The sequence below is a fragment of the Chelativorans salis genome (genome assembly GCF_025336525.1).
GTDB classification, from domain to species: Bacteria; Pseudomonadota; Alphaproteobacteria; order Rhizobiales; family Rhizobiaceae; genus Chelativorans; species Chelativorans salis.
Genome location: NZ_JAOCZP010000002.1, coordinates 655,386 through 678,984 on the forward strand (window position 1 = coordinate 655,386; position 23,599 = coordinate 678,984).

At 63.9% G+C, this 23,599-nt stretch carries 22 protein-coding genes; 13 read left to right on the forward strand and 9 right to left on the reverse strand.

Annotation, left to right across the window (positions count from 1 at the left end):
- Window positions 1–13 precede the first annotated feature (13 nt).
- From N5A92_RS09175 to N5A92_RS09200, 6 genes are all read left to right on the forward strand, one after another.
- Entirely contained in the window at window positions 14–943 is a 930-nt protein-coding gene (locus tag N5A92_RS09175) for an AAA family ATPase (protein ID WP_260901974.1), read from the forward strand.
- Between the two features lie 4 nt (window positions 944–947).
- Window positions 948–2,195: a vWA domain-containing protein gene (locus N5A92_RS09180; RefSeq protein WP_260901975.1), complete on the forward strand. Its 1,248-nt coding sequence runs from the start codon at window positions 948–950 to the stop codon at window positions 2,193–2,195.
- Between the two features lie 166 nt (window positions 2,196–2,361).
- A complete protein-coding gene (locus tag N5A92_RS09185) occupies window positions 2,362–2,697 on the forward strand; it encodes an XdhC family protein (protein WP_260901976.1) in 336 nt (111 codons plus the stop codon).
- A 3-nt stretch (window positions 2,698–2,700) separates the two neighbouring features.
- A complete protein-coding gene (locus tag N5A92_RS09190; protein ID WP_260901977.1) occupies window positions 2,701–3,408 on the forward strand; it encodes an XdhC family protein in 708 nt (235 codons plus the stop codon).
- A complete protein-coding gene (locus N5A92_RS09195) occupies window positions 3,405–5,024 on the forward strand; it encodes a molybdopterin-binding/glycosyltransferase family 2 protein (RefSeq protein ID WP_260901978.1) in 1,620 nt (539 codons plus the stop codon). Before N5A92_RS09190 ends, N5A92_RS09195 begins: the two co-directional genes overlap by 4 nt.
- Window positions 5,024–5,902 (forward strand): alpha/beta hydrolase, encoded by an 879-nt coding sequence (locus N5A92_RS09200; RefSeq protein WP_260901979.1) that lies wholly within the window; start codon window positions 5,024–5,026, stop codon window positions 5,900–5,902. Before N5A92_RS09195 ends, N5A92_RS09200 begins: the two co-directional genes overlap by 1 nt.
- A gap of 22 nt (window positions 5,903–5,924) precedes the next feature.
- Here the strand turns inward: N5A92_RS09200 and N5A92_RS09205 are convergent, their stop codons facing one another.
- Window positions 5,925–6,962 (reverse strand): DUF1176 domain-containing protein, encoded by a 1,038-nt coding sequence (locus tag N5A92_RS09205; RefSeq protein ID WP_260901980.1) that lies wholly within the window; start codon window positions 6,960–6,962, stop codon window positions 5,925–5,927.
- Window positions 6,963–7,154: 192 nt separating this feature from the next.
- Here N5A92_RS09205 and N5A92_RS09210 point away from each other — a divergent pair, with 192 nt between their 5' ends.
- A complete protein-coding gene (locus tag N5A92_RS09210; protein ID WP_260901981.1) occupies window positions 7,155–7,592 on the forward strand; it encodes a hypothetical protein in 438 nt (145 codons plus the stop codon).
- Here the strand turns inward: N5A92_RS09210 and N5A92_RS09215 are convergent.
- On the reverse strand, window positions 7,573–8,970 hold the full coding sequence (locus N5A92_RS09215) for an MATE family efflux transporter (RefSeq protein ID WP_260901982.1): 1,398 nt from the start codon (window positions 8,968–8,970) through the stop codon (window positions 7,573–7,575). The two genes, N5A92_RS09210 and N5A92_RS09215, sit on opposite strands and share 20 nt — an antisense overlap.
- A gap of 237 nt (window positions 8,971–9,207) precedes the next feature.
- Here N5A92_RS09215 and N5A92_RS09220 point away from each other — a divergent pair, with 237 nt between their 5' ends.
- The 3 genes from N5A92_RS09220 (at window position 9,208) to N5A92_RS09230 (ending at window position 11,963) form a co-directional block, all read left to right on the forward strand.
- Window positions 9,208–10,257, forward strand: coding sequence for an aldo/keto reductase (locus N5A92_RS09220; RefSeq protein ID WP_260901983.1), 1,050 nt, complete (start codon window positions 9,208–9,210; stop codon window positions 10,255–10,257).
- Between the two features lie 93 nt (window positions 10,258–10,350).
- Window positions 10,351–11,307: an alpha/beta fold hydrolase gene (locus tag N5A92_RS09225; RefSeq protein WP_260901984.1), complete on the forward strand. Its 957-nt coding sequence runs from the start codon at window positions 10,351–10,353 to the stop codon at window positions 11,305–11,307.
- Window positions 11,308–11,498: 191 nt separating this feature from the next.
- Window positions 11,499–11,963 carry an aminoacyl-tRNA deacylase gene (locus tag N5A92_RS09230; protein ID WP_260901992.1) on the forward strand — a complete coding sequence of 155 codons (465 nt, stop codon included), beginning with the start codon at window positions 11,499–11,501 and terminating at the stop codon, window positions 11,961–11,963.
- 256 nt (window positions 11,964–12,219) lie between these two features.
- On the opposite strand, the gene N5A92_RS09235 is transcribed toward N5A92_RS09230, so the two are convergent.
- Window positions 12,220–12,780, reverse strand: a complete 561-nt coding sequence (locus N5A92_RS09235) for a type 1 glutamine amidotransferase domain-containing protein (RefSeq protein WP_260901995.1) — start codon at window positions 12,778–12,780, stop codon at window positions 12,220–12,222.
- A gap of 299 nt (window positions 12,781–13,079) precedes the next feature.
- Here N5A92_RS09235 and N5A92_RS09240 point away from each other — a divergent pair, with 299 nt between their 5' ends.
- The 3 genes from N5A92_RS09240 to N5A92_RS09250 all read left to right on the forward strand — a co-directional run bounded on the left by N5A92_RS09240 (window position 13,080) and on the right by N5A92_RS09250 (window position 13,991).
- Window positions 13,080–13,289, forward strand: a complete 210-nt coding sequence (locus N5A92_RS09240; protein ID WP_159586594.1) for a cold-shock protein — start codon at window positions 13,080–13,082, stop codon at window positions 13,287–13,289.
- Window positions 13,290–13,409: 120 nt separating this feature from the next.
- Complete coding sequence (locus N5A92_RS09245) at window positions 13,410–13,652, forward strand: hypothetical protein (protein ID WP_260902000.1); 243 nt, start codon at window positions 13,410–13,412, stop codon at window positions 13,650–13,652.
- Window positions 13,653–13,703: 51 nt separating this feature from the next.
- Window positions 13,704–13,991: a GIY-YIG nuclease family protein gene (locus tag N5A92_RS09250; RefSeq protein WP_260902002.1), complete on the forward strand. Its 288-nt coding sequence runs from the start codon at window positions 13,704–13,706 to the stop codon at window positions 13,989–13,991.
- A 1,266-nt stretch (window positions 13,992–15,257) separates the two neighbouring features.
- On the opposite strand, the gene N5A92_RS27465 is transcribed toward N5A92_RS09250, so the two are convergent.
- The 6 genes from N5A92_RS27465 to gpt all read right to left on the reverse strand — a co-directional run bounded on the left by N5A92_RS27465 (window position 15,258) and on the right by gpt (window position 23,586).
- Window positions 15,258–15,677: an ImmA/IrrE family metallo-endopeptidase gene (locus N5A92_RS27465; RefSeq protein WP_425248551.1), complete on the reverse strand. Its 420-nt coding sequence runs from the start codon at window positions 15,675–15,677 to the stop codon at window positions 15,258–15,260.
- 178 nt (window positions 15,678–15,855) lie between these two features.
- Window positions 15,856–16,212: a hypothetical protein gene (locus N5A92_RS09255; protein ID WP_260902004.1), complete on the reverse strand. Its 357-nt coding sequence runs from the start codon at window positions 16,210–16,212 to the stop codon at window positions 15,856–15,858.
- An 85-nt stretch (window positions 16,213–16,297) separates the two neighbouring features.
- Window positions 16,298–20,068 (reverse strand): vitamin B12-dependent ribonucleotide reductase, encoded by a 3,771-nt coding sequence (locus N5A92_RS09260; protein WP_260902006.1) that lies wholly within the window; start codon window positions 20,066–20,068, stop codon window positions 16,298–16,300.
- Between the two features lie 658 nt (window positions 20,069–20,726).
- Entirely contained in the window at window positions 20,727–22,295 is a 1,569-nt protein-coding gene (locus tag N5A92_RS09265; RefSeq protein ID WP_260902007.1) for an inorganic phosphate transporter, read from the reverse strand.
- A gap of 157 nt (window positions 22,296–22,452) precedes the next feature.
- The gene (locus N5A92_RS09270; protein WP_260902009.1) at window positions 22,453–22,944 is read right to left on the reverse strand and encodes an NUDIX hydrolase; all 492 of its coding nucleotides are present in this window, start codon (window positions 22,942–22,944) and stop codon (window positions 22,453–22,455) included.
- Between the two features lie 144 nt (window positions 22,945–23,088).
- A complete protein-coding gene (gene gpt, locus N5A92_RS09275; protein WP_260902011.1) occupies window positions 23,089–23,586 on the reverse strand; it encodes a xanthine phosphoribosyltransferase in 498 nt (165 codons plus the stop codon).
- Window positions 23,587–23,599 lie beyond the last annotated feature (13 nt).

The window sequence follows — 23,599 nt, forward strand, 5'->3', positions numbered from 1 at the left end:
CTTCGGAGAAACAATGTCCGCACTCACCCCACGCGCCCTCCCGCAGTCGATCGACGAGACGCTCGACCTTATGGCCGATGCCGATTACGTGGCCGACCGGGCGCTCGCCACCGTGCTCTTCCTGGCCTTGAAGATGAAGCGGCCGCTGTTTCTAGAAGGCGAGGCCGGCGTCGGCAAGACGGAGATCGCCAAGGTTCTGGCCGCCTCCCTCGGCCGCCGTCTCATCCGGCTCCAGTGCTACGAGGGGCTGGACGTCTCCTCGGCCGTCTACGAGTGGAACTACGCTGCCCAGATGATCGAGATCCGCATGGAGGAAGCGACGGGGACGGCTGACCGCGACATCATGGAGCACAACGTCTTCTCCGAGAAATACCTGATCCGCCGTCCCGTCATGGAGGCGCTTTCCGGTGACATCGGTGCAGCTCCCGTCTTCCTCATCGACGAGCTCGACCGCACGGACGAGGCCTTCGAGGCCTTCCTTCTGGAAATCCTTTCCGACTATCAGGTGAGCGTGCCCGAGCTTGGCACCGTCCGCGCCGACGAGCCACCCATCGTCATCATCACCACCAACCGCACGCGCGAAATCCACGACGCGCTGAAGCGTCGCTGCCTCTATCACTGGGTGGATTATCCGGACGCCGAGCGCGAATTGGAGATCGTCCACCGCAAGGTGCCCGAGGCCAACCGCCGCCTCTCCGAAGAGGTGGTCCACTACGTGCAGAAACTGCGCGAGATCGACCTTTTCAAGGTGCCGGGCGTGGCCGAGTCCATCGACTGGGCGAACGCCTTGACCGAACTCGACAAGATTGCGCTCGACCCCGAAACCGTTTCCGATACGCTGGGCGTGCTCCTGAAGTACCAGGACGACATCGCGCGGCTGCGGGAGGGCGAGGGTGCGAAGATCCTGAGCGAGGTCAAGGCCGAGCTGGAAGCCGCGAGCTGAGGCCATGGCCGCCGGCAGCAAGCAACGCCGCACGAGCGCCGATCCGGAGGGGCGGCTTGCCGACAATATCGTCTATTTCGCCCGCGCACTGCGCAAGGCGGGCCTGCGCGTCGGCCCTGGTGCCGTCACCGATGCCATCGAGGCCGTGCTGACGGCCGGCATCGGCACGCGCGACGATTTCTATTGGACGCTGCACGCCGTTCTCGTGAAACGGCACGAGGACCACGCCGTCTTCGACGAGGCTTTCCGCCTGTTCTGGCGCTCGCGCGAGCTGATCGAGAAGATGCTGGCCATGCTCTCGCCGGTGGCGCCAGATCGGGCAGAGAAGGAGAAGCCGCGCGCCGGCGAGACGCGGGCCGGCGAAGCCTTCCAGAACGACCGCCGCGACCCGCTTGCGCGCAACGAGATCGAACTCGACGCGCGCCTCTCGCTGTCGGCCAACGAGGTGCTGCGCGACAAGGACTTCGCGCAAATGACGACAGAGGAGTTGGCGGCCGCGCGGCAGGCGATGGCCGCGCTCGTCATGCCGCACGATCTCGTCGCCACCCGCCGCCTCCGCCCGGACTCACGCGGCGAGCGTATCGACCCGCGCGCCATGATGCGCTTCGGCTTGCGCACCGGCGGCGACCTCATCCTGCCGCGTTTTCGCTGCCCACGCCGGATGCATCCGCCCCTCGTCGTGCTCGCCGACATCTCCGGCTCCATGAGCCAGTACACGCGCATCTTCCTGCACTTCCTGCACGCGCTGACGGAAAAGCGCCGCCGCGTGCATTCCTTCGTCTTCGGCACGAGGCTCACCAACCTGACGCGCCAGCTGCGCCACCGCGACCCCGACGAGGCACTGGCCGAATGTGCAAACGCCGTGCCCGACTGGTCCGGCGGCACGCGCATCGGCGAGGCGCTTCACACCTTCAATCGCCTGTGGTCGCGCCGCGTTCTGGGGCAGGGGGCGACGGTGCTTTTGATCACCGACGGGCTGGAGCGCGACCATGTCGAGCGGCTCGCTCACGAGATGGAGCGGCTCCACAAATCCTGTCGCCGCCTCATCTGGCTCAACCCCCTCCTGCGCTTCGAAGGCTTCGAGGCCAAGGCGCGCGGCGTGAAGGCGATGCTGCCGCACGTGGATGAGTTCCGCCCGGTTCACACGCTGGAGGCGCTGGGAGACCTGTGCCGGGCGCTCTCCGCCCCGCCGCGGCGCGGGCGCATGGGAGCCGTGATGGAACGGGGGCTTGGCAACCGCCTGCCTGCGTGACCATATTGGAATGGGTCAAGGATATGCTCCGAGATTTTGCGTGGAGATGTCGGAAAGACCCCACTTGTGATTTCCAAGGCTTCGCTAAACCCAGAAAATCGCAAGTGAGGGGAATCTTCCACCGTTCTGCCGCTCGCAATCTCGACACACCGGGAGGAGGCGAAAAATGCCCGAGGAAGTCCAGAGCGAACCGCTCGACCCCCTGATGACCGCCGAGGACTGGATGAAGGCCGGCAAGGACGTGGCCATTGCCACCGTCGTCGAGACCTGGGGCTCGGCTCCACGGCCCGTGGGCAGCCATCTGGTCATCGACGGGGAGGGGCATTTTGAGGGCTCCGTCTCCGGCGGCTGCGTGGAAGGTGCAGTGGTGGCGGAGGCCACCGACGTCCTTTCCGACGGCAAGCCGCGCATGCTGGAGTTCGGTGTTGCCGACGAAACGGCCTGGGAGGTCGGCCTCTCCTGCGGCGGCCGCATCAAGGTCTATGTCGAGCGACTGGGCTGAGCCATGGACCCCTATGCCCTGAAGAAGCTCAATCAATGCCGCCGCGAACGCCGCGCGGCTCTCCTCGTCACCGACCTGGGCGACGGGCGCGACCGGGTGGTGGTGGAGGGCGATCCCGTCTCCGGGCTATTGGGCGAGGCGGTGGAGAAGGCGTTCCGCTCCGACAAATCCGCCACGGTGGAGGTCGACGGACGCACGTTCTTCCTCAACGTACACCTGCCGCCGCCACGACTCGTCATGATCGGCGCCGTCCACATCAGCCAGGCACTGGCACCGATGGCGCGCATGGCCGGCTTTGACGTCCACATCATCGACCCGCGCACGGCCTTCGCCTCGCCAGAACGCTTCTCCGGTGTCCGGCTCGATGCCGAATGGCCGGAGGAGGCGCTGGCAAGGAGCCCGCTCGACGCCTATTGCGCGCTAGCGGCACTCACCCATGACCCGAAGATCGACGACCCGGCGCTGATGGCTGCACTCGAAGCTGGCTGCTTCTATGTCGGCGCGCTCGGCAGCCGAAAGACCCACGCCAAACGCGTCGAGCGGTTGACGGCGGCAGGCGTTCCGTCCTCCGCTATCGAGCGCGTCCACGCGCCCATCGGTCTGGCGATCGGTGCGGCGAGCCCGCCGGAGATCGCCGTCGCAGTGCTGGCGGAAATTATCGAGGCCCTGCGCTCGCGCGGGCTGGAAGCACGGAAAGGTGAGGCGGCGTGAGGTTCGGCCCCATAACGATCGAGAAAGCGGAGGGCGCAATCCTTGCCCATGCCATGGCTGCCGGCGACAAACGCCTGCGCAAGGCGCATCGGCTGACGGCGGAAGACGTGCGCATGCTGCGGGACGCGGGCGTGCGCGAGGTGGTTGCAGCCGTTCTCGATCCGGACGACCTCGACGAGGATGCCGCTGCCCGCCGCATCGCCGCCGCCCTTGATGCCGCCCATGTCGAGGCCCGACCGCCCGCCACCGGGCGGGTGAACCTGCATGCGTCGGAGGCCGGCGTTTTTCTCGTCGACAGGACGGTTATCGACGCCATCAACGGCATAGACCCGGCCATCACCATCGCCACGCTGGATCCCTTCGCCACGGTCCAGGCAGGGCAGATGGTGGCGACGGTGAAGATCATCCCCTTTGCCGTGCCGGAAAACCTGGTGGCACAGGCCGAGATCGCTTGCGCGGCGCGCGAGGCTTTTTCCGTAAAACCCTTCGCGCCGCAGCGTGTGGGCCTGGTGCAGACTGTTCTGCCGGGCGTCAAGTCGAGCGTGCTCGACAAGACCGCCCGCATCACCGAGGCCCGCCTTGCCCGCTCGGAAAGCCGGCTGACCGGCGAGGCCCGCCCTCCGCACGAGGAGGAGCGCGTCGCCGCGGCCATCCGCGCGCAGATTGCGGACAACGACATGATCCTCGTCTTCGGCGCCTCCGCTGTCTGCGATGAGGACGATGTCATTCCGGCCGCCATCCGCCGCGTCGGCGGGACGGTCTCGCGGGTTGGCATGCCGGTCGATCCCGGCAACCTGCTCGTCGTCGGCACGCTCGAGGGCAAACCGGTTATCGGCGCGCCGGGCTGCGCCCGCAGCCCTAAGCTCAATGGCTTCGACTGGGTGCTCGATCGCCTCGCGGCGGGGCTTCAGGTAAGCCCGGAGGAGATCGCCGGCATGGGGGTTGGCGGGCTTCTCATGGAAATCCCCACCCGCCCACAGCCGCGCGAGGTGGCTGCGAAGCCGGCACCGGCGAAAGTGTGGGCGGTGCTCTTGGCCGCCGGTCAGTCGCGCCGGATGGGCGCGCGGAACAAGCTCCTTGCCGATTTCGCGGGAAAGCCGCTGGTGCGCCGCACTGCCGAACGCGTGGCGGAGAGCAGGGCGGCCGACACGGTCGCCGTGCTAGGGCACGAGGCCGACGCGGTCTCGCAGGCGCTTTCCGGCCTCGACCTCAGGCACGTGAAGAACGAGGATTTCGCCACGGGCCTTGCAAGCTCGCTGAAGGCCGGAATCCGCGCGCTTCCTCCGTCCGCCGCAGGCGCGCTAGTGGCGCTGGCCGACATGCCGGAGGTTGCCACCGCCGATTTCGACCGCCTGATCGAAACCTTCGCGACAGCCGGCGGCCAGGCCATCGTACGCGCCACCCACGGTGGAAAACGCGGCAATCCTGTCATCCTGCCGCGCGCGCTTTTTGCGGAGGTGGAAAGGTTGGAGGGCGACACCGGCGCACGCCACATCATCGAAAGTGCACCGTTGGAAGTGATCGACGTGGAGCTCGGCGCGGCGGCGAGCCTGGATGTGGATACGCCGGAAGCGCTGCGGGCCGCCGGCGGCGTGTTGAGCGTCGAGGGGCGATAGTGCGCCATCTCGTCCCAACCCTCCTCTGGCTCATCTCCTTCGTCCTCACCACCCCCGCCACGGCCCTCCAACTCGCCCCCTTCAAGGACCAACTCTTTACCTATCCACCAATCCTCGAGTCCCACGACAACGGCGCCTACCGCATAATCGACTATCGCGAGCTCCGCGACATCAACCAGCGCGACGCCGTGCCGGAACGGCAAGCCGAGAGCCGCTATATCAGCACTGACATTCGCCGCCTGCAGCAGGACCTTCTCGCCAAGACCGAGGCCGGCCCTGTGCGCCATTTCGCCGTCGGCCGTCCGGCCCGTCCGCGCATCATCACCGTTTATCTGCATGGCCAGGGCGGCAGCCGGCATCAGGGAGTGAACGACTTCACCTTCGGCGGCAATTTCAACCGCATCAAGAACCTGATGGGCCACAACGGCGGGCTCTATCTCTCGCCGGATTTTTCCGACTTCGGCGAAAAAGGTGCGGCGGAGATAGCCGCGCTTATCTCCCTCTACGCCGCACGCTCTCCGCAAGCACCGATCTTCCTCGCCTGCGGCTCCATGGGCGGAGCGCTGTGCTGGCGGCTTGCACGCGAACCGGCGCTGGCGCCCCAGCTAGACGGGCTGCTGCTGTTGGGCTCCATGTGGGACGATCATTTTGTGAAGACGGAAGCCTTCCGCCGCCGCGTGCCCATCTTCATCGCCCACGGCAGCCGCGACACCGTCTTCCCCATCGACAAGCAGGAGGCGTTCTATCGCGGCATTCGCGACGCGGCACCCGGCTATCCCGTCCGCTTCGTGCGCTTCGAGACGGGCAGCCACGGTACGCCCATCCGCATGACCGACTGGCGCGAGACGCTCAACTGGATGCTAGCCGTGCGGCGATAGGATTCGGGCGCAGGAGGTGTTCTCACGGGGTGCTGTAATAGTCGACCAGCAGTTCCGGATTGACCTCACCATCATAAGAGGCATCCGCCTCGTATTTCACCAGCGTGAAGGCGCCGGAACGGAAGAGCCAGATGCCCGTGGCGGAGGCATCGCCCAGGCCACGCCACTTGGCACGGGAGATGATCTCCAGCGTGTCGGGATCGAATTCAGAGTTCAACAGCAGATCGTCGGACGTATAGCCAATGATCCGCATCTCCTCCACGGCTCCCTCCATGTCGTCATTCTCATATCGTATATCGAGCTCCGGCGTGGCGAAGCGTAGCGGCAGGAGCTGCCCCCGCCCATCGGTCATCAGATAGGCGTGGGTTTCGTTGTAGGCACCCACATTGCAGAAGAAGCGGAAGAGATGCGCCTCGTGCGGCGGCGTGTCCGGTTCCTCATAAGCGTAGTTGAAGGGGATCACGTGGTGCTGCGGCTCTTCCGGCGCGTCAGCGCCCGTCCGGCACTCGTCGCCGTAGAGCGTAGCGAAGATTTTCCTCGCCTCTTCGAACAGAATATTGCCTTCCTCCTGCGGCGGTGCGTCGCCGCAAGCGGTCGGTAAGGCCTCGCGCGGCGGGCCATCGGCGGGCGAAAGATGCGCTTCCTCGATGTGAAGCGGCGTGAACGGCGTCGTCTGCACCAGCGGGTCGGCGAGCCGCAGCGTGTAGCAGCCGGCGAACACCTGGTCCTGGCCGTTGGTGTTCTGCGCCAGGATGGCGACGGGCAGGGAGTAGTATACGCTGCCGGCGGCGCCTTCCTGGCTGGCAAGGCCGGTCACCACCTCCACACTCTCGGTATCGGCATAGCCCTCGGCATAGGCGTCCAGCGTCTCCGTCGGCGGCGGCGAGAAATAGGCGTAGGCGCGCGCATATTCCTTGCGGTTGATGGCGTTGTAGAGCGAGCGGACCAGCGCCTCCGGGCTCGACCGATCGTCCAGATAGGCGGGATCGGCGGCGGCCGGGGGAAGGCCCGATACCAGCAAGAAAGAGGCCATGGCCGCGACAAGGGGAAGTGGCTTCATGGATACTGCTCCGGTCATGTTTCGTCCGACGGCTCGTGCCGACCATAGCATGCGCGGGCGCCGTTTGAACGGGCGCCGCGCCAAAGGAGCGCACCTCTAAAATGCGGGTTCGGCGGGAAGACTTTTCTTAACGTCCGAGGGCTTAACCTTGCGTCCTGGATCGGTGCCTTAAAGGGTGGGGAGGGCGGTCTAATGGGACGGCGCGTACCGCGCGATTTCGCAAGCATGCTGGATGAGCTCCTGGCAGAGCACGGCCGCGAGCCGGATGGGGCTCATCTCGTTTCGATCGACTATCTCTCGGTGGCCGAGGAACTGAATTCCGGCCGGATCAGCTTTTCGGAAGACATGATCCAGGCGGCCTACCGGATGTTTGCGGACCAGGGGCCGGCGGGCGACAAGGCCATAGCGCCGGAGCCTTCCGTTGATCCCGACGACATCGCCCACGAGCTTGGCCTCGGCAAGCAGGCCAAGCCGAAGGAGCTCGACCGGCTGCGCCGCGACTTCGCCTTCCGCAACCATCCCGACCGCGTGCCCGAGCACCTGCGCGCCCGCGCTATCATCCGCATGCAGGTGGCCAACATGCTGATCGATGAGGCCAAGCGCGGCCGCTTCAGGTGGAAAAAGGCATGAGCTTCGCGCGGCCCAGCCAGCGCGAAAGAAGCAATACCGAGACGACTGCAAGCCCGGTGAACAGACCGAGCCAGATTCCGACGCCCTGATAGCCGAAGGGGAAGGCGAGTAGGACGCCGAACGGCAGGCCGATGCCCCAATAGCCGATGGCCGCATAGATCATCGGCACCGTGGTGTCGTGCAGGCCGCGCAGCATGCCGCTCGCCACCGCTTGCGCACCATCGGCGATCTGGAACAGCGCCGCAAGCGCCAGGAAGGTGACCGCCATGGCGATGACAGGCTGGTTCTCCGGCGCTTGGAGGTCGAGGAACCCGGCGATCAGCAGACGCGGCGCCAGAAGCATGAGAAGTGCCATCACAGCCATGAAGCTCACCCCCATGACGAAGGCCGTCCAGCCGGCGCGGGTGACGGCCGCGGCGTCGCGCGCCCCGAAGGCGCGGCCAACGCGCACAGTGACCGCTTGGTTGAGCCCCAGCGGCACCATGAAGCTGACCGAGGCGATCTGGATGGCGATCGCGTGGGCTGCCAGCGACACGGGATCGATGAGGCCCATCAGGAAGGCGGCGGCATTGAAGATCGATACCTCGAAGGTGAGGATGGCGGCGATCGGCAGCCCGAGCTTCAAAAGCCCGACAAAACGCGGCCAGTCCGGGCGCCAGAAGCGGCCGAAGAGCTGATAGCGCCTAAAGGTGCGGTCGAGCGAGACGACCGCAACGAGGCCGGCGAACAACAAGATACTGGACAATGCCGTGGCGATCCCCGCGCCGACGATGCCGAGCGCGGGAAAGCCCAGATTGCCGAACATCACGCACCAGTTGGCTAGGACATTGAAGCCGACGGCGACGAAGGCTACCGCCAGCGCCCAGCCCGGCCGCTCGAGCGCCGAGATGAAGGAGCGCAGCACGATATAGCCGAAGAAGGGCAGAACCGCCCATTGCAGCGCACGCATATAGCTTGCCGCCAGCGCTGCGAGACCCGGATCCTGGCCCATGGCGAGCAGGATAGCCTCGCATTGCCAAAGGAGGAGCCAGATCGGCAGCGACACGGCAATGGCCAGCCATAGGCCCTGGCGCGCCGTGCGCCGCACCTCGCGCAGCGAATGCTGCTTGCGCCCGAGCGCGCTCGCCATCATGGGCGAGGTGGCGGCGAGAAGACCGATGCCGAAGATCACCGGCAGGAAATAGAGATTATGGCCGAGCGTGCCGGCGGCGAGCGCGGCCGGCGACAAGCGCCCCATCATCATGACGTCAGTCACGTTCATGGCCGTCTGGGCGAGGTTGGTCATGACCATCGGCCAGGCGAGCGCCAGCGTGGCGCGCGCTTCGGCAAGCCAGGAATTGACCGGCGGCGCTCCGGCGCCTGATACCAGCACAGACATGACTCGGACTTTCCCGCGGATAGGTTGCCGCCGTACGCGCGCGGCAAAAATGGGGCGCAATTCGCCCGCCGGCCGCTTTTATCCGTTTCCGGCAAGCAGACAAATCAATTTCTGTTGTGCCAGTGTGCAGTCGGATTGATGGGGTGGAAGGCCGTCCGACATTGGCGCGACGCGCCCGCTCGCTTATAGTGGCGTTCTCTCGGGCGCTCGCCCGCCTTCAATCACCGGAGAAAGCCCATGGAAAAGCGCCGCCTTGGCCGCACCGATCTCCTCGTCTCGAAAATTTGTCTCGGCACCATGACCTGGGGTCAGCAGAACACGGAGGCGGAGGGCCATGCACAGATGGACTATGCCTTCGAGAATGGCGTGAACTTCCTCGACACGGCCGAGCTTTATCCGATCCCGCCCAAGGCCGAGACGCAAGGAGAGACGGAGCGCATCATCGGCACCTGGATGAAGGCACGCGGCAACCGCGACAAGGTGGTGCTTGCCTCAAAGGTGGTGGGTCGTACGGCAAACCCGTGGTTCCGCGGCGGGCGGCCATCGAAGCTGGTGCGCGCGGACATCACGGATGCTGTCGATAAATCGCTGGAAAGGCTGCAGACGGACTACATCGACCTCTACCAGATCCACTGGCCGGACCGGGCGATCCCCTGGGGCTCCAACCCCACACGGGTCACGGGGACAGCGAGGCGTCATGATGACGAGACACCGATCGAAGAGACGCTCGCCGTCTTCGACGACTTGGTGAAGTCGGGCAAGATCCGCCATCTGGGTTTGTCGAACGAGAGCACGTGGGGCGTCATGCGCTTTATTGCCGAGGCCGACAAAGGCACTGGTCCGCGCATCGCCTCCCTGCAAAATGCCTACAATCTCGTCAACCGCACCTTCGAGGTGAATCTCGCCGAAGCGTGTGAACGCGAGGATGTGAGCCTGCTTGCCTATTCGCCGTTGGCGCAAGGGTATTTGACCGGAAAATACGATCACGGCGCGTTGCCCAAGGGCTCGCGCAAGGAGCTCTTCGACCGGTTGCAGCGCTACGAGAAACCGGGGGCGGCGCAAGCTTTCCTCGCCTACAACGAACTCGCCCGTTCCTTCGGTCTCACGCCCGCCATCTTCGCCAGCGCCTTTGTGTGCTCTCGGCCCTTTATGACAGCCAACATCATCGGCGCCACCACCATGGCGCAGCTCAAGGAGGCGGTGGCCTCGGCAGAGGTTGCTTGGACGGAGGAGATGCAGGCGGCGGTGGACAACCTGCATCAGAAGATCGGCAATCCCTGTCCTTGAGCTGATTTCTTCCCGGCGGTGTCGGAACCATCCTTCCTCCCTCGTCCTTGGGGCGTTGCAGCCGGCGGATGTCGGCGGAAGAGGGAGACCGAGATGATCAAGAACACGCTGATCGCCATTGTTGCGTCTGCAGCCACGGCCTTTGCCGCCGCGCCTGCAGTCGCAACAGCCGAGGAAGGACAAAAGACAATGGAAGCACAAGCCGCCAAGCCTGCCCCCGCCAGGAGCGGCCACATCGAAGCTAGCGGCGTCAACTACTACTACGAGGTCCACGGGGAGGGGGAGCCGCTCCTGCTTCTCCACGGTGGGCTTGGAACCGCCGAAATGTTCGAGCCCATTCTGCCGGAGCTTACTGGCGAGCGCGAGGTGATCGCCGTCGACCTGCACGGCCACGGCCGCACCCAGCTCGGCGACCGCCAGATCGACCTGATCGACATCGGCGACGACCTCGCCGTGGTGCTTGAGGAACTCGGCTACGATGAGGTCGATGTCCTGGGCTATTCCTTCGGCGGCGGTGCCGGTTTCCGCCTCGCAGTGCAGCATCCTGAGATGGTGCGCCGGCTGGCCTTGGTCTCGACCGGATTCGCCCGGGACGGCTTCTATCCCGAGATGTTGCCGCAACAGGCTCAGGTGGGCGCGGGGATGGCTGAGATGATGAAGGATACGCCGATGTACCAGTCCTACGCGGCGGTGGCGCCGGACGTCTCGGAATTCCCGAAGCTGCTCGACAGCATGGGCGCCCTCATGCGCAAGCCCTACAACTGGGCCGAGGACGTGAAGAAGCTGGAGATGCCGGTGATGCTCGTCTACGGCGACAGCGATATGTACCGCCCCGAGCATATCGTTGAGTTCTACCAGCTCCTGGGCGGGGGCTTGAGGGATGCCGGCTGGATGCGCGAGAACATGTCGCAGAACCGGCTCGCCATCATCCCCAACCGCACACACTACGACATCTTCTTCGCGCCCGAACTCGTTTCCACCGTCCTGCCCTTCCTGAACGGCGAAACGCAGGTGGAGAGCTGGGCCGAGCAGGTGGAGGAGGGGCAGTAAGCCCTTCCTCTCCCGGCCTTGCCGCTTCCTTGTCCCCCAAGCCCGCCGGGTGTATCCTTTCCCTTCAACTGACCAGCAGGCGGACTGACGTGGCGCTGGTCCGGCAAAGGCAGCGCAAGCCGCCTTTGCCCGCGATCCCGTCGGCCGCGGCCGCCGCGTTCACGCGGCGATGTGACCGGGAGGATGAGGTCATGGGCATCGCGATGACAATGCAGGAATATCTGAAGGACAACCACGTCCCCTACGATATCGCCAAGCACAACAAGACCAGCAATTCGGAGATGACGGCGCGGGTGAGCCACGTGCCGAACACCGCGCTCGCCAAGGGCGTGGTGCTGAAGTGGGACGGCAGCTACCTGCTTGCCGTGCTGCCGGCCTCGCGCCGGGTCGACTTGAAGAAGGTTCGCGATATCGTCGGCGAGAAAGTGGAGCTTGCGTCCGAGGAGGAGGCGGCCGCGCTGTTTCCCGATTGTGATGAGGGCGCAGTGCCAATCTTCGGCGCGCCCTACCACCTGCCCTGCGTGGTGGACCAGGATCTGGAGGTGAGCGGCGACGTCTACTTCGAGGGCGGCGACCACCGCACGCTGGTGCATGTCAGCCACGATGGCTTCGACCGGCTGATGTACGGCATGCCCCGCGGTCACATCAGCGGCTGAGATTCGCCAAAGCGCCCTCGTGGTTCGACAAACTCACCATGAGGGCTACCGTGAGTTTAGGGCTACTGTGAATCGCCGCTTATAGGCACGCTAAAGCAGATGCCTCGTGGTCGCTGCTGGGCTTCTCAGTGTTAAAGGGGCGCCGTGGCTTCCGTGACCCTCATGGTGAGCTTGTCGAACCATGAGGGCGCTTGGCGGCTGCCTCCAAATCCGCAGCAGACGGGGCGCGCAAAACGTCGTGGCGGTTTGGCCCGCCTCAGGCGGCGCGGCGTTCGTGGCGGCCTTCGACAATCTCTTCGGCGAGTTTCTCGCAAAAGGCGTCGAGGTCGCCGGGATGGCGGCTGGTCACGAGGCCCTGGTCGGTGACGACTTCCGCATCCTCCCACTTTCCGCCGGCGTTGATCACGTCGGTCTTGAGCGAGTGATAGGAGGTGAGGCGGCGGCCTTTGGCGATGCCGGTCTCGATCAGAAGCCATGGAGCGTGGCAGATCGCGCCGACGATCTTGTTGTCGGCCCAGAAGCTCTTCACGAATTCGAGCGCCTTCGGTTCCACGCGAAGGAGATCGGGATTGATCTGGCCACCGGGCAACACGAGGGCGTCGTAGTCCTCGGGACGCGCGTCCTCGAGCCTCTTGTCGACCGTCACCATGTCTCCCCAGTCCTTCTTGTCCCAGCCCCTAATCTCGCCCGCCTCCGGCGAAACCACATGAACCCCGGCGCCTGCCTCGCGCAGTTTCTTCAGCGGCACCTCCAGCTCTGACTGCTCGAAGCCATGGGTGGCGAGGACGGCGATACGCTTGCCGGAAAGATGGTGCATGGCGTTCTCCATTGATCATTGTTCGAGGTCTGGCTGACCAACGGGGAGGGGAGGAATCCGTTCCTTGGCAAACGGCGAACGGGGGCGCAAACAGCCTCCTGCATCACCGGCGAATATTTTTCGACCAGCGCCTTGTTTTAGAACTGAAAGTGCTTATTTAAGACCCTATCGATCTTGCTTGTTAAGCTCTGCTGTCGCCTCCGGGCGTCTCGACGAACTTCCCTTCAAAATCGATCTGAACCGTTTGCCGTGCCAAGGCGCGGTGGACAAACGCCGTGACCGATTGAAAGGAAATCGTCATGAACACCGGAACCGTAAAGTTCTTCAATTCCACCAAGGGCTTTGGCTTCATCCAGCCGGATGATGGCGGAACGGACGTCTTCGTCCACGTCTCCGCCGTCGAGCGTGCCGGCCTCGGCACCATCGTGGAAGGCCAGAAGCTGAGCTTCGACGTCGTCAGGGACAGCCGCTCGGGCAAGAATGCCGCGGACAACCTGCGCGCCGCGTAAAGCGCATTCATCTCGATCCGTGACCACGGATGTACTGGCACGGATCTTTGAGATGAGAGGAAAGGTCGGGCAGCGCCCGGCCTTTTTGCTTTTCAGGCGCACCGGAAAGGATGAAACGAAATGACCCAAGCCATCACCAAGGACACCCTCTTCCCACCCACCAAGCCTAATGCGGCTACCAAGGCCGAAATCACCAACCGCACCGCCCGCGCGATCATCGACGCGGAAGCAGCCCGCCGCGACGCCAAGACCGAGCGCCTGAGGCAGGCCCGCCTGGAAATGGAAGCAGGGCAGCCGAAGCCGGCGCCGGCGAAGGCGCGGGGGAGGAAGACGGCTGCGAAGGCGAGCCGCCGCGCTGGGTGAAGGGGAACCGCAGAACATAGCCTCCGACAGCCGTTGAGGTAGGTTCTCTTCATGACCGGCTATGTCTATATGGCCGCCAGCCAGAAGCGCGGCACGATCTATATCGGCGTGACCAACGATCTCGGCCGTCGTATTCCCGAGCACAAGGATGGCAAAGGTTCGCACTTCACCAGCCGCTACGGCGTCACGCGGCTTATCTGGTACGAAGAACATTTCGACATGCAAGATGCAATCCAGCGGGAGAAATCACTGAAACGCTGGCCGCGACAGTGGAAGATCGAGCTCATCGAGAAGACCAATCCCGAGTGGCAGGAACTGCTACGAGGCTTGGGCTGGTGATGCCACCCCGCTGTTTGTCATCCTAGCGTCTGATGGCGGGGATGGCGGCCCTGCCGGCGGGACACCGCATCATCAACTGCCGCCGGCTGCCAACGTTGGCGCCGTTCCCTTCCGCTTCGTCATCCTCGGGCTTGACCCGAGGATCCATGCCGTGACAGCGATGATGGGTTCGGCCTTTCCGGCATAAGGTGTCCAGTGCCGGAAGCGTCGGGCGCGGTCGGAGAGGGAACGGCATGGATCCTAGGGTCTGCGCCTCGCTCCGCTCGGCTTCGCCCTAGGATGACGAAGGGGATGCGGCTGTGCCGTCGGGCGGGGGATGGCGGCCGCGTCAGCGAGACACCACATCAGCAACCGCCGCCGGCTGCCAGGGTCGGGCGCCGTTCCCTTCCGCTTCGTCATCCTCGGGCTTGACCCGAGGATCCATGCCGTGACGATCGTCATGTGTGCTGCGTTTCAAGCAAGGGGAGCGAAGTGCCGGAAGCGCCGGGCGCGGTCGGAGAGGGAACGGCATGGATCCTAGGGTCTGCGCCTCGCTCCGCTCGGCTTCGCCCTAGGATGACGAAGGGGGTGCAACTGTGCCGTCGGGCGGGGGATGGCGGCCGCGTCAGCGAGACACCACGTCAGCAACCGCCGCCGGCTGCCAGGGTCGGGCGCCGTTCCCTTCCGCTTCGTCATCCTCGGGCTTGACCCGAGGATCCATGCCGTGACGACCTTCATGTGTGCTGCGTTTCAAGCAAGGGGAGCGAAGTGCCGGAAGCGTCGGGCGCGGTCGGAGAGGGAACGGCATGGAACCCAGGGGTCTGCGCCCCGCTTCGCTCGGCTCCGCCCTAGGATGACGAAGGGGAAGGATGGTCGCCGAGTTCGCGCTTCAATCTTGCGCGAGATCGATAGATGTTTGCCGGCCACCACCGGTGGCCGGCAAGGAAGCGATCGTCTATTTTCTGCGTGACGGTTCGCTTTTTGTATCTCCACGGCCAGGCTTGGGAACCCGTTCAACCGTGGTCGTGCTGGGACGTTGGTCTGCTTCTTCTACGGTAATGAAGCGGCCGGATTGAGAGTCGCGGCCAACGTCGAAGGTCTTGCGCTCTTTGTTTGACATATGTCGTTACTCATAGCTGGTATGCACCGAAGCTACCTCGACTCGGAGGGCGAAATCCCGATAATGTGACCTTGCTACAGGTGTTGAGATTTCGATCTCTGCGCCCCGCGTGGGCTTCGGCTTCTTCGCGGTAACCAGAGCCGATCCGAAGTGGTCGGCTCTGGTGTTCATTTCCGTTCCTTCCACGCGTTGATTGATGCAACCACTTGCGGGGGTACCGCGTGCGGTTTTGATATGCCCAAATTCGCCAAGCGATGCTTAGCGGCAGAGCGGCTGACTGAAAAGAAATCGGCTATTTCTGAAGCGTCTACGAAATCGCGCACGAGCCAATCAGGCATCAAAAAGCCTGCCGCGAACGCGTTTGCTTGCCATTCGGCGCTCGCGTACGAAGGGAGCTCCTTCATCTTCGAATACCGTATCGGAGCGCGGTCGAGAGGCACTGCGGACTTATGGAGGACTAAATGACCAAGCTCGTGCGCAGCTGTCCACCTACCCCGGCCTTGGTATCTGCAGGCAGCTTGATAGCTGGATTCCGACAAAACGATCCTTGGTGGATCGAACTCCGTGTACCCCTCCGCGCCGTCCAAAAGACGATCCTCCTTAACAGAGCGAAGTCTGTGAATAGCCGTGGCATCTCATTTTCAAGAGCCTGGATCACATCCGGAGCCTGGCAGGCAGTCGGGATACCCAAGGCCTCTCGCCAAGCCGCGGCCAATTGCTCTATATCGGTTCGGCTTTTGGCCGGGACGCAGTAGTCGTGACTCATTAATCATCTCCAGGAAGCGATGCGTTGAGGTTGCGGATTTCACTCGGCGACATCTTGTTGATTTTTCTGAATAGTCGCCTTGCAAGAGCCGCCCGCTCCTTATCTACTGGAACAAATCGGATCACGTTCGTTCTTGCGTCGGCCAAAAGCTGAAGGTGCTTCCTCGTCACGAGGTCAAGCTTCAGCCAATCGCCGAATTTTTTTACATACCCTTCTGGTACTTGCTTTTCTCCAGTCTCGACTGCGGAGATGAATGATGGAGAACAACCAAATTCCTGCGCTTGGTCGATCATGCGCTTTTTCGTCTTCATGCGAATGTCTCTGCATGTTGATCCAAAGACTGTCAGATTTGCCATGTCCTCTCCCCACTGTTTTTTCACCTGCAGGTGAAATTGCTACTTAAGAAAAAGCCCGACCAACGAACTGGTCGGGCATTGAAACTCAACTACACCCGCTCGTAGCCCCACACGTATCGCACTTCTCGCAAGTCCCGTTCCGCACCATCGTAAAGTTCTGGCACTCGGAGCACATATTCCCCGTATACCCCTGCGCGATGGCCTGCTGGCGGCGGTGGCTTTCCACCTTTTTCGCCTCGGCGGCCTCTTCCGCCGCTTCGTCGGTGAAGAGCGCGTCCGCGCCCTCGTTCCCGGCCGCTTCCTCGGCCAGTTCCTTTGCCCGCTCCTCGTAGTCGCGGCGGAAGGCGGAGGCTTCTTCGCGGAGTTCGGAGACGACCGGCTTCAGCGCGGTCACCGTGCCGCCCGGGGAGATGGCGCGGACGTTGGAGGCCGCGCGCGCCGTCGGGGTGCCGCCGGAGGCTTCGCCCTTGGGCTCGGTCTTGCCCACCACCTTGAAGGGGGCGGCACCCCGGGTAAGCCCCTTGGAGAAGGGTGTCGCCTTGCCCTCGCTGATGCCGCGGCCAAGCGTCGTGCTGGTGAAGTCCGATGTGTCGACATGGGCGAGGTCGGAGCGGCCGAGATAGGAGACCGCCAGCTCGCGGAAGACATAGTCGAGAATCGAAGTAGCGTTCTTGATCGCGTCGTTGCCCTGAACGATGCCCGCCGGCTCGAACTTGGTGAAGGTGAAGGCCTCCACATATTCCTCGAGCGGCACGCCATATTGGAGACCCAGCGAGATGGCGATGGCGAAGTTGTTCATCATGGCACGGAAGGCGGCACCCTCCTTGTGCATGTCGATGAAGATCTCGCCGATGCGGCCGTCGTCGAACTCGCCGGTGCGCAAGTAGACCTTGTGCCCACCGACCACCGCCTTCTGGGTGTAGCCCTTGCGCCGGTTCGGCAGCTTCTCGCGCTCGCGCACCACGCGCTCGATAACGCGCTCGACGATCTTCTCTGTCACCTGCGCGGCCTGGGCGGCCGTCGGGGCGGAGACCAGCTCTTCCACCAGGTCGTCGGCATCCTCCTCGTCGTCAGCCAGCAGCGAGGCGTTGAGCGGCTGCGAGAGCTTTGAGCCGTCGCGGTAGAGGGCGTTGGCCTTGAGCGCCAGCTTCCAGGAAAGCATGTAGGCTTCCTTGCAATCCTCGACGGTCGCCTCGTTGGGCATATTGATCGTCTTGGAGATGGCACCGGAGATGAAGGGCTGCGCCGCCGCCATCATGCGGATGTGACTCTCCACTGAGAGAAAGCGCTTGCCGATCTTGCCGCACGGGTTGGCGCAGTCGAAGACGGGCAGGTGCTCGTCCTTCAGGTGCGGCGCGCCTTCCAGCGTCATGGCACCGCAGATGTGGATGTTGGCGGCCTCGATCTCCTTCCTGGAGAAGCCCAGCGCCGGCAGCACCTCGAAGGAGAAGTCGTCGAGCTGCTCTTGGGTGAAGCCGAAAGTCTCCTTCAGCCAGTCCGCACCGAGCGTCCACTGATTGAAGACGAACTTGATGTCGAAGGCCGACTTCAGCGCCTCGTTCAGCGTCTTGATCCTATCGTCGGGAAAACCCTTGGCCTTGAGCGTCGTCGGGTTGACGCCCGGCGCCTGGTTCAGGTCGCCGTGGCCGACGGCATATGCCTCGATCTCGGCGATCTGGGCTTCCGAGTAGCCGAGCGTCCTGAGCGCCTCCGGCACAGCACGGTTGATGATCTTGAAATAGCCGCCGCCGGCGAGCTTCTTGAACTTTACCAGCGCGAAGTCGGGTTCGATGCCGGTGGTGTCGCAATCCATGACAAGGCCGATCGTGCCGGTGGGCGCGATGACGGTCGCCTGCGCGTTGCGGTAGCCATGCTTCTCGCCGAGTTCAAGCGCCCGGTCCCAGGCGGCCTTGGCATGCTCCACGAGCTCGGCCTGCGGGCAATCTTCCGCCTTGATCGGCACCGGGTTGACGGCGAGCTTCTCATAGCCGTCCTCCTCGCCATGGGCGGCGCGGCGATGGTTGCGCATGACGCGCAGCATGTGTTCGGCGTTGCGCTCATAGTCGGGGAAGGGGCCGAGTTCGCCGGCCATCTCGGCGCTGGTTGCATAGGCGACGCCGGTCATGATGGCGGTGAGCGAGGCGCAGATGGCGCGGCCCTCGTCCGAATCGTAGGGAATGCCGGAGGTCATGAGCAGGCCGCCGATATTGGCGTAACCCAGCCCCAGCGTGCGGTACTCGTAGGAGAGCTTGGCGATTTCCTTGGACGGGAACTGCGCCATCATGACGGAGATCTCCAGCACCATCGTCCACAGCCGCACCGTATGCTCGTAGGCGGCGATGTCGATGGTTCCATCCTTCTGCCGGTACTGCAGCAAGTTCATGGACGCAAGGTTGCAGGCCGTGTCGTCCAGGAACATGTATTCCGAGCACGGATTCGACGCGCGGATGGGACCGGCCGCCGGTGAGGTGTGCCAGTCGTTCATCGTCGTGTTGAAGTGCAGGCCCGGATCGGCCGAGGCCCAGGCGGCGTAGCCGATCTTCTCCCACAGGTCGCGCGCCTTCAGCACCTTGGCCGGCTTGCCGTCGATGCGGTTGATCAGCGTCCACTCGCCGTCGTTCTCAACAGCGCGCAGGAAATCGTCCTTCAGCGAGACGGAGTTGTTGGAGTTCTGGCCGGAGACGGTGAGATAGGCTTCCGAATCCCAGTCCGTGTCGTAGGTCTTGAACTCCATCTTCGTGTAGCCCTGGCGCGCGAACTGGATGACGCGCTTGATGTAGTTCTCGGGCACCGCGTTGCGCTTGGCCGCCTTCACCTCGCGCTTAAGCGCCGGGTTCTTGGTGGGATCGAAACAGTCGTCATTGTCGGCCTCGCAGTTGACGCAGGCCTTCATGATCGCCTCGAGGTGCTTCTTGACGATCTTTGAACCGGTGACGAGGCTTGCGACCTTCTGCTCCTCCTTCACCTTCCAATCGATGTAGTCCTCGATATCCGGGTGGTCGACGTCGACGACGACCATCTTGGCGGCGCGCCGCGTCGTGCCGCCGGACTTGATGGCGCCCGCCGCGCGGTCGCCTATCTTCAGGAACGACATGAGACCGGAAGACTTGCCGCCGCCCGAAAGCCGCTCACCCTCGCCGCGCAGGTGCGAGAAGTTGGAGCCGGTGCCCGAGCCGTATTTGAAAAGCCGCGCCTCGCGCACCCAAAGGTCCATGATGCCGCCGTCGTTGACGAGGTCGTCGCCGACAGACTGGATGAAGCAGGCGTGCGGCTGCGGGTGCTCGTAGGCTGACTTGGACTTGGTGAGCTTGCCGGTGAAGGGATCGACGTAATAGTGGCCTTGGCCGGGACCGTCGATACCGTAGGCCCAGTGCAGGCCGGTGTTGAACCATTGCGGGCTATTGGGCGCCACGCGCTGGGTGGCGAGCATATAGCAAAGCTCGTCCATGAAGGCCTGCGCGTCGGCCTCCGTGTCGAAATAACCGCCCTTCCAGCCCCAATAGGTCCAGGTACCGGCGAGCCGGTTGAAGACCTGCGCAGCGCTCGTCTCCGAGCCATAACGCTCGTCCTCGGGCAGTTCGGCGAGTGCCTCCTCGTCGGCCACCGAACGCCACAGGAAGGAGGGAACGTCGTTTTCCTCGACCTTTTTCAGGCGTGCGGGCACGCCGGCCTTACGGAAATATTTTTGCGCCAGGATGTCGCTGGCGACCTGGGAAAAGCGCGCCGGCACATCGATGTTCTCCAGCCGGAAAACGGTGGAGCCGTCCGGGTTCCTGATCTCGCTCAAGGCCTTGCGGAAGGCGATATCCGCGTAGGGAGACTGGCCTTCCTTGGTGAACCGACGTTCGATGCGCATCTTTGCCCTCTTCAATTCCTATATATAGCGTCCTTCACGGGGCGATGCTCATCACATCTGCCCCCGCGGACACCGGGTCCGCCGACTGCCGCCGCGCCCCGTGTCACGGCGGCTCTCCAACACCTGATCCCCATCTCGCCCGTATGGCGTTGCCGCCCGGGCAAGGGCCCCGCCGGGGGGATCCGGCTGGTCCGTTCTGACGCTTCCTGTGGTTGTTCTCCGAGAGGAGAAATCTCACATTATTTAGTGCCGAGCATCTCTGCAAACGCTAAATATAGTATTAACAGATTGCTTACGCCACCCTCGACACTAGCGCCCCCGTCGCCTTTTTTGAGAAAACACGCCCTCCTTCCGCCCGCGACGACGACGGGCGGATGCGCAAACGCGACAACCGATTGGAAAACTGACCGACTTGTGGACTCTCCGGCTGCACCTCGCAAAAAGAGGCACGACGCCATTAAAAGGCGACTCGTTTTCGCCCGTCAAGGATTCGTTTCTTATAAGTTTTGTGACCGCTATATGTTGTGTGTCACGCATGTGGATATCGGGGAGATCGGCGGTTTTTTTTTCGGAAACCGGGGGCCGGCGATTCCCGCCGCTATTCACTCGGCGGGCCGATGCCGCCCATCCCATCCGAACCGGTGGCGCTCGGCAGTTGCTAGCCGAATGCGTTGAGGAACAGGAAAACGCCGCCGGCCAGCGCTGCCGCGGCCGGCACGGTGGTTATCCAGGCGGCGACGATGGTGCGCACATGCGCCCGACGCACCAGCTTGCGGCGGACGATTTCCTCGCGTGAAACGCCGGCGCCGCCGTTCTCATCGTTTTCGAACAGCACATGGAACGGTCCGACCTTGCTCCCTGCCGGGCGGGCGTTCTTCACCTTCAGCCCCTTTCGCTCCAGATAGGCGCGGCGGCGTTTGGAGCGGGCGGTGTACCACTCGCGGAAGAACCCGACCCCGAAGACCGCGCCGACGGCGGTATGGGTGGAGCTTATCGGCAGCCCGAGGCCGGAGGCGATGATCACGGTGATCGCCGCCGACAGCGCCACGCAGAAAGCGCGCATTGGGTTGAGCTTGGTGATCTGCTCGCCCACCATGCGGATGAGCTTCGGCCCGAAAAGCACCAGGCCAAGCGAAATGCCGAAGGCGCCGATCACCATCACCCACAGCGGAATCGTGACCGTGGTCGTTACCGCGCCCGCCTCGGCGGTGAAGACGATGGCGGCGAGCGGCCCCACCGCGTTGGCCACGTCGTTGGCGCCGTGGGCGAAGGAGAGAAGAGACGCCGAGATAACCAGCGGCACGTTGAACAGGCGCCGGAGCGACTGGTTGCGGTTTTCCATGCCCTCCGACTGGCGGCGCACATGGACGTGGGCCAGCGCCCAGACAAGGGCGAAGGCGCCGAAGCCGAGTGCGGCGACGGTGCCGTTGTCGATGCTGATCACCTTCTTCAGCCCCTTGGTGGCCAGATAGGCGGCGAAGGTGCCGGCCATGATGGCGATCAGCAGCGGCACCCAGCGTCGCGCGGCGGTGATCTTGTCGTCCTGATAGATGATCGCCGTCTTGACGAAGGCGAGGAAGAGGGCGGCGATGAGGCCGCCCATGACGGGCGAGACGACCCAGCTTGCGGCGATCTGCGCCATGGTGGGCCAATGGACGCTGGAAAAGCCGGCCGCGGCGATGCCCGCCCCCATGACGCCGCCGACCACAGAGTGGGTGGTGGAGACGGGGGCGCCGACCCAGGTCGCTAGGTTCACCCATAGGGCGGACGAGATGAGAGCGGCCATCATGGCGCGGATGAAGATGTCCGGGCTTGCCACTGATTCGGGTGCGATGATGCCTTTGGAGACGGTGTTGACCACGTCGCCGCCGGCGATAAGTGCGCCGGCCGTCTCAAAGATGGCGGCGATGACAAGCGCACCGGTGAGCGTCAGCGCCTTGGCGCCGACGGCTGGGCCGACATTGTTGGCAACGTCGTTGGCGCCGATGTTGAGTGCCATATAGGCGCCGATGGCGGCGGCGGCGATGATGATGACGGCGCGCGGCTCGCCGATCACGTAGACGGAGGCGAAGACGGCGGCCAGCGCCAGGAAGAGGAGACCCAGTCCCGGCGCCACAAGGCCGCGCGCGACAAGGCTCGTCGCCTCCTCGACGTGGACCAGCTTGTCCAGATCCTTGTCGAGGGTGCGTTTTTTTACTCTGGCAGTGGTGTCGGTCGTCGAGGCCATCTCAGGTTCCAGCGGCCGTTGGCGTCTTGCTACCGCAAAGAGCCCGGGCATTGATTTAGTTCCCAGGCAGCCTCTGCGCTGCGCGGATATTCACCGCCTAGGCAAAGCGTAAGACCGGCACAAGTGTCAGGTTGACATTAACCGTGTATCGCGCTCTTCAAGCCGCGATTTTCCGTGGATGACCCTCGAAAGTGGCGATAAGTTCGGCCAAATCCGGTTCCTGCACCATGCCGGCGGCCTCTTCCGGACTCACCCAACGGCGGGTTCGCTCCTTCTTCTCCGGCCAGCGCTTGGCCTCCCGCTCCACCTGTAGCGGAAAGACAGCCACCTCGCAGCGCCAGGTGAGGCCGCTGCCTGTTTCCTTGCCGTAGAGATAGCGGCCGATCTCCGTCTTCGCCGTCGACCCCTCGACGCCGGCCTCCTCGCGCGCCTCGCGTGCGGCCGTGCCGTCCAGACTTTCGCCTCCTTCCGGCCAGCCCTTAGGCAGGACCCAGCGTCCGGTGCCTCGGCTCGTCACCAGCAATACCTTGATCTGCTCGCCCTCCCGCCGCCACGGCAGAGCCGCCGCCTGCACGCGCGGCGGATTACCACCGAAAAGGCGGCGCAGACGCTCGGCAAGACTGATGCGCGTTGCGTGGGTAAAAATCATCCGTTCACCACCCGGTGCGTTTCTTCCAAAGAGAATCGCTCACGAATCTACCATCTTTCCCTCAAAGTATGTCGCAACGAGAGGCAGACAAGGAGAAGCGAGGCTGGAGAGGCCCCTCAGCCGGCTTTCCCGAACGTTTCTGCGTTAGCCGATATGGTCTTCGGCGATGGGTTTTTGGTAGGAAAAACCCAGGTCCCAGGGAAAATAGATCCAGGTATCCTGCGAGACCTCGGTGATGAAGGTGTCGACCAGCGGGCGGCCCTTGGGTTTTGCATAGACGGTGGCGAAATGCGCCTTCGGAATCATCGCGCGCACGATGGCTGCCGTCTTGCCGGTGTCCGTCAGGTCGTCGACGATGAGGATATCCTCACCCTCGTTCTCCAGGAGCGCCGGCGTGATCTCCTTGAGGATGTTGAGCTCGCCCTGCTCGGTGTAGTCGTGATAGGAGGCCACGCAGACCGTCTCGATCAGGCGTATGCCGAGTTCACGCGAGATCACGGCCGCCGGCACCAGCCCGCCGCGGGTGATGCACACGATCGCCTTCCAGCGGCCGTTGGCGCTGGAAAGCCGCCAGGCAAGCGCTCGCGCGTCGCGGTGAAACTGGTCCCACGAGACGGGGAAGGCTTTTTCGGGAAGGGCCATCTTACGCACTCCG

Coding starts and splice junctions, on each gene's coding strand:
- N5A92_RS09175 (WP_260901974.1), top strand. CDS start 14: ATGTCCGCACTCACCCCACGCGCCCTCCCGCAGTCGATCGACGAGACG.
- N5A92_RS09180 (WP_260901975.1), top strand. CDS start 948: ATGGCCGCCGGCAGCAAGCAACGCCGCACGAGCGCCGATCCGGAGGGG.
- N5A92_RS09185 (WP_260901976.1), top strand. CDS start 2,362: ATGCCCGAGGAAGTCCAGAGCGAACCGCTCGACCCCCTGATGACCGCC.
- N5A92_RS09190 (WP_260901977.1), top strand. CDS start 2,701: ATGGACCCCTATGCCCTGAAGAAGCTCAATCAATGCCGCCGCGAACGC.
- N5A92_RS09205 (WP_260901980.1), bottom strand. CDS start 6,962: ATGAAGCCACTTCCCCTTGTCGCGGCCATGGCCTCTTTCTTGCTGGTA.
- N5A92_RS09210 (WP_260901981.1), top strand. CDS start 7,155: ATGGGACGGCGCGTACCGCGCGATTTCGCAAGCATGCTGGATGAGCTC.
- N5A92_RS09215 (WP_260901982.1), bottom strand. CDS start 8,970: ATGTCTGTGCTGGTATCAGGCGCCGGAGCGCCGCCGGTCAATTCCTGG.
- N5A92_RS09220 (WP_260901983.1), top strand. CDS start 9,208: ATGGAAAAGCGCCGCCTTGGCCGCACCGATCTCCTCGTCTCGAAAATT.
- N5A92_RS09225 (WP_260901984.1), top strand. CDS start 10,351: ATGATCAAGAACACGCTGATCGCCATTGTTGCGTCTGCAGCCACGGCC.
- N5A92_RS09230 (WP_260901992.1), top strand. CDS start 11,499: ATGGGCATCGCGATGACAATGCAGGAATATCTGAAGGACAACCACGTC.
- N5A92_RS09235 (WP_260901995.1), bottom strand. CDS start 12,780: ATGCACCATCTTTCCGGCAAGCGTATCGCCGTCCTCGCCACCCATGGC.
- N5A92_RS09240 (WP_159586594.1), top strand. CDS start 13,080: ATGAACACCGGAACCGTAAAGTTCTTCAATTCCACCAAGGGCTTTGGC.
- N5A92_RS09245 (WP_260902000.1), top strand. CDS start 13,410: ATGACCCAAGCCATCACCAAGGACACCCTCTTCCCACCCACCAAGCCT.
- N5A92_RS09250 (WP_260902002.1), top strand. CDS start 13,704: ATGACCGGCTATGTCTATATGGCCGCCAGCCAGAAGCGCGGCACGATC.
- N5A92_RS09255 (WP_260902004.1), bottom strand. CDS start 16,212: ATGGCAAATCTGACAGTCTTTGGATCAACATGCAGAGACATTCGCATG.
- N5A92_RS09260 (WP_260902006.1), bottom strand. CDS start 20,068: ATGCGCATCGAACGTCGGTTCACCAAGGAAGGCCAGTCTCCCTACGCG.
- N5A92_RS09265 (WP_260902007.1), bottom strand. CDS start 22,295: ATGGCCTCGACGACCGACACCACTGCCAGAGTAAAAAAACGCACCCTC.
- N5A92_RS09270 (WP_260902009.1), bottom strand. CDS start 22,944: ATGATTTTTACCCACGCAACGCGCATCAGTCTTGCCGAGCGTCTGCGC.
- gpt (WP_260902011.1), bottom strand. CDS start 23,586: ATGGCCCTTCCCGAAAAAGCCTTCCCCGTCTCGTGGGACCAGTTTCAC.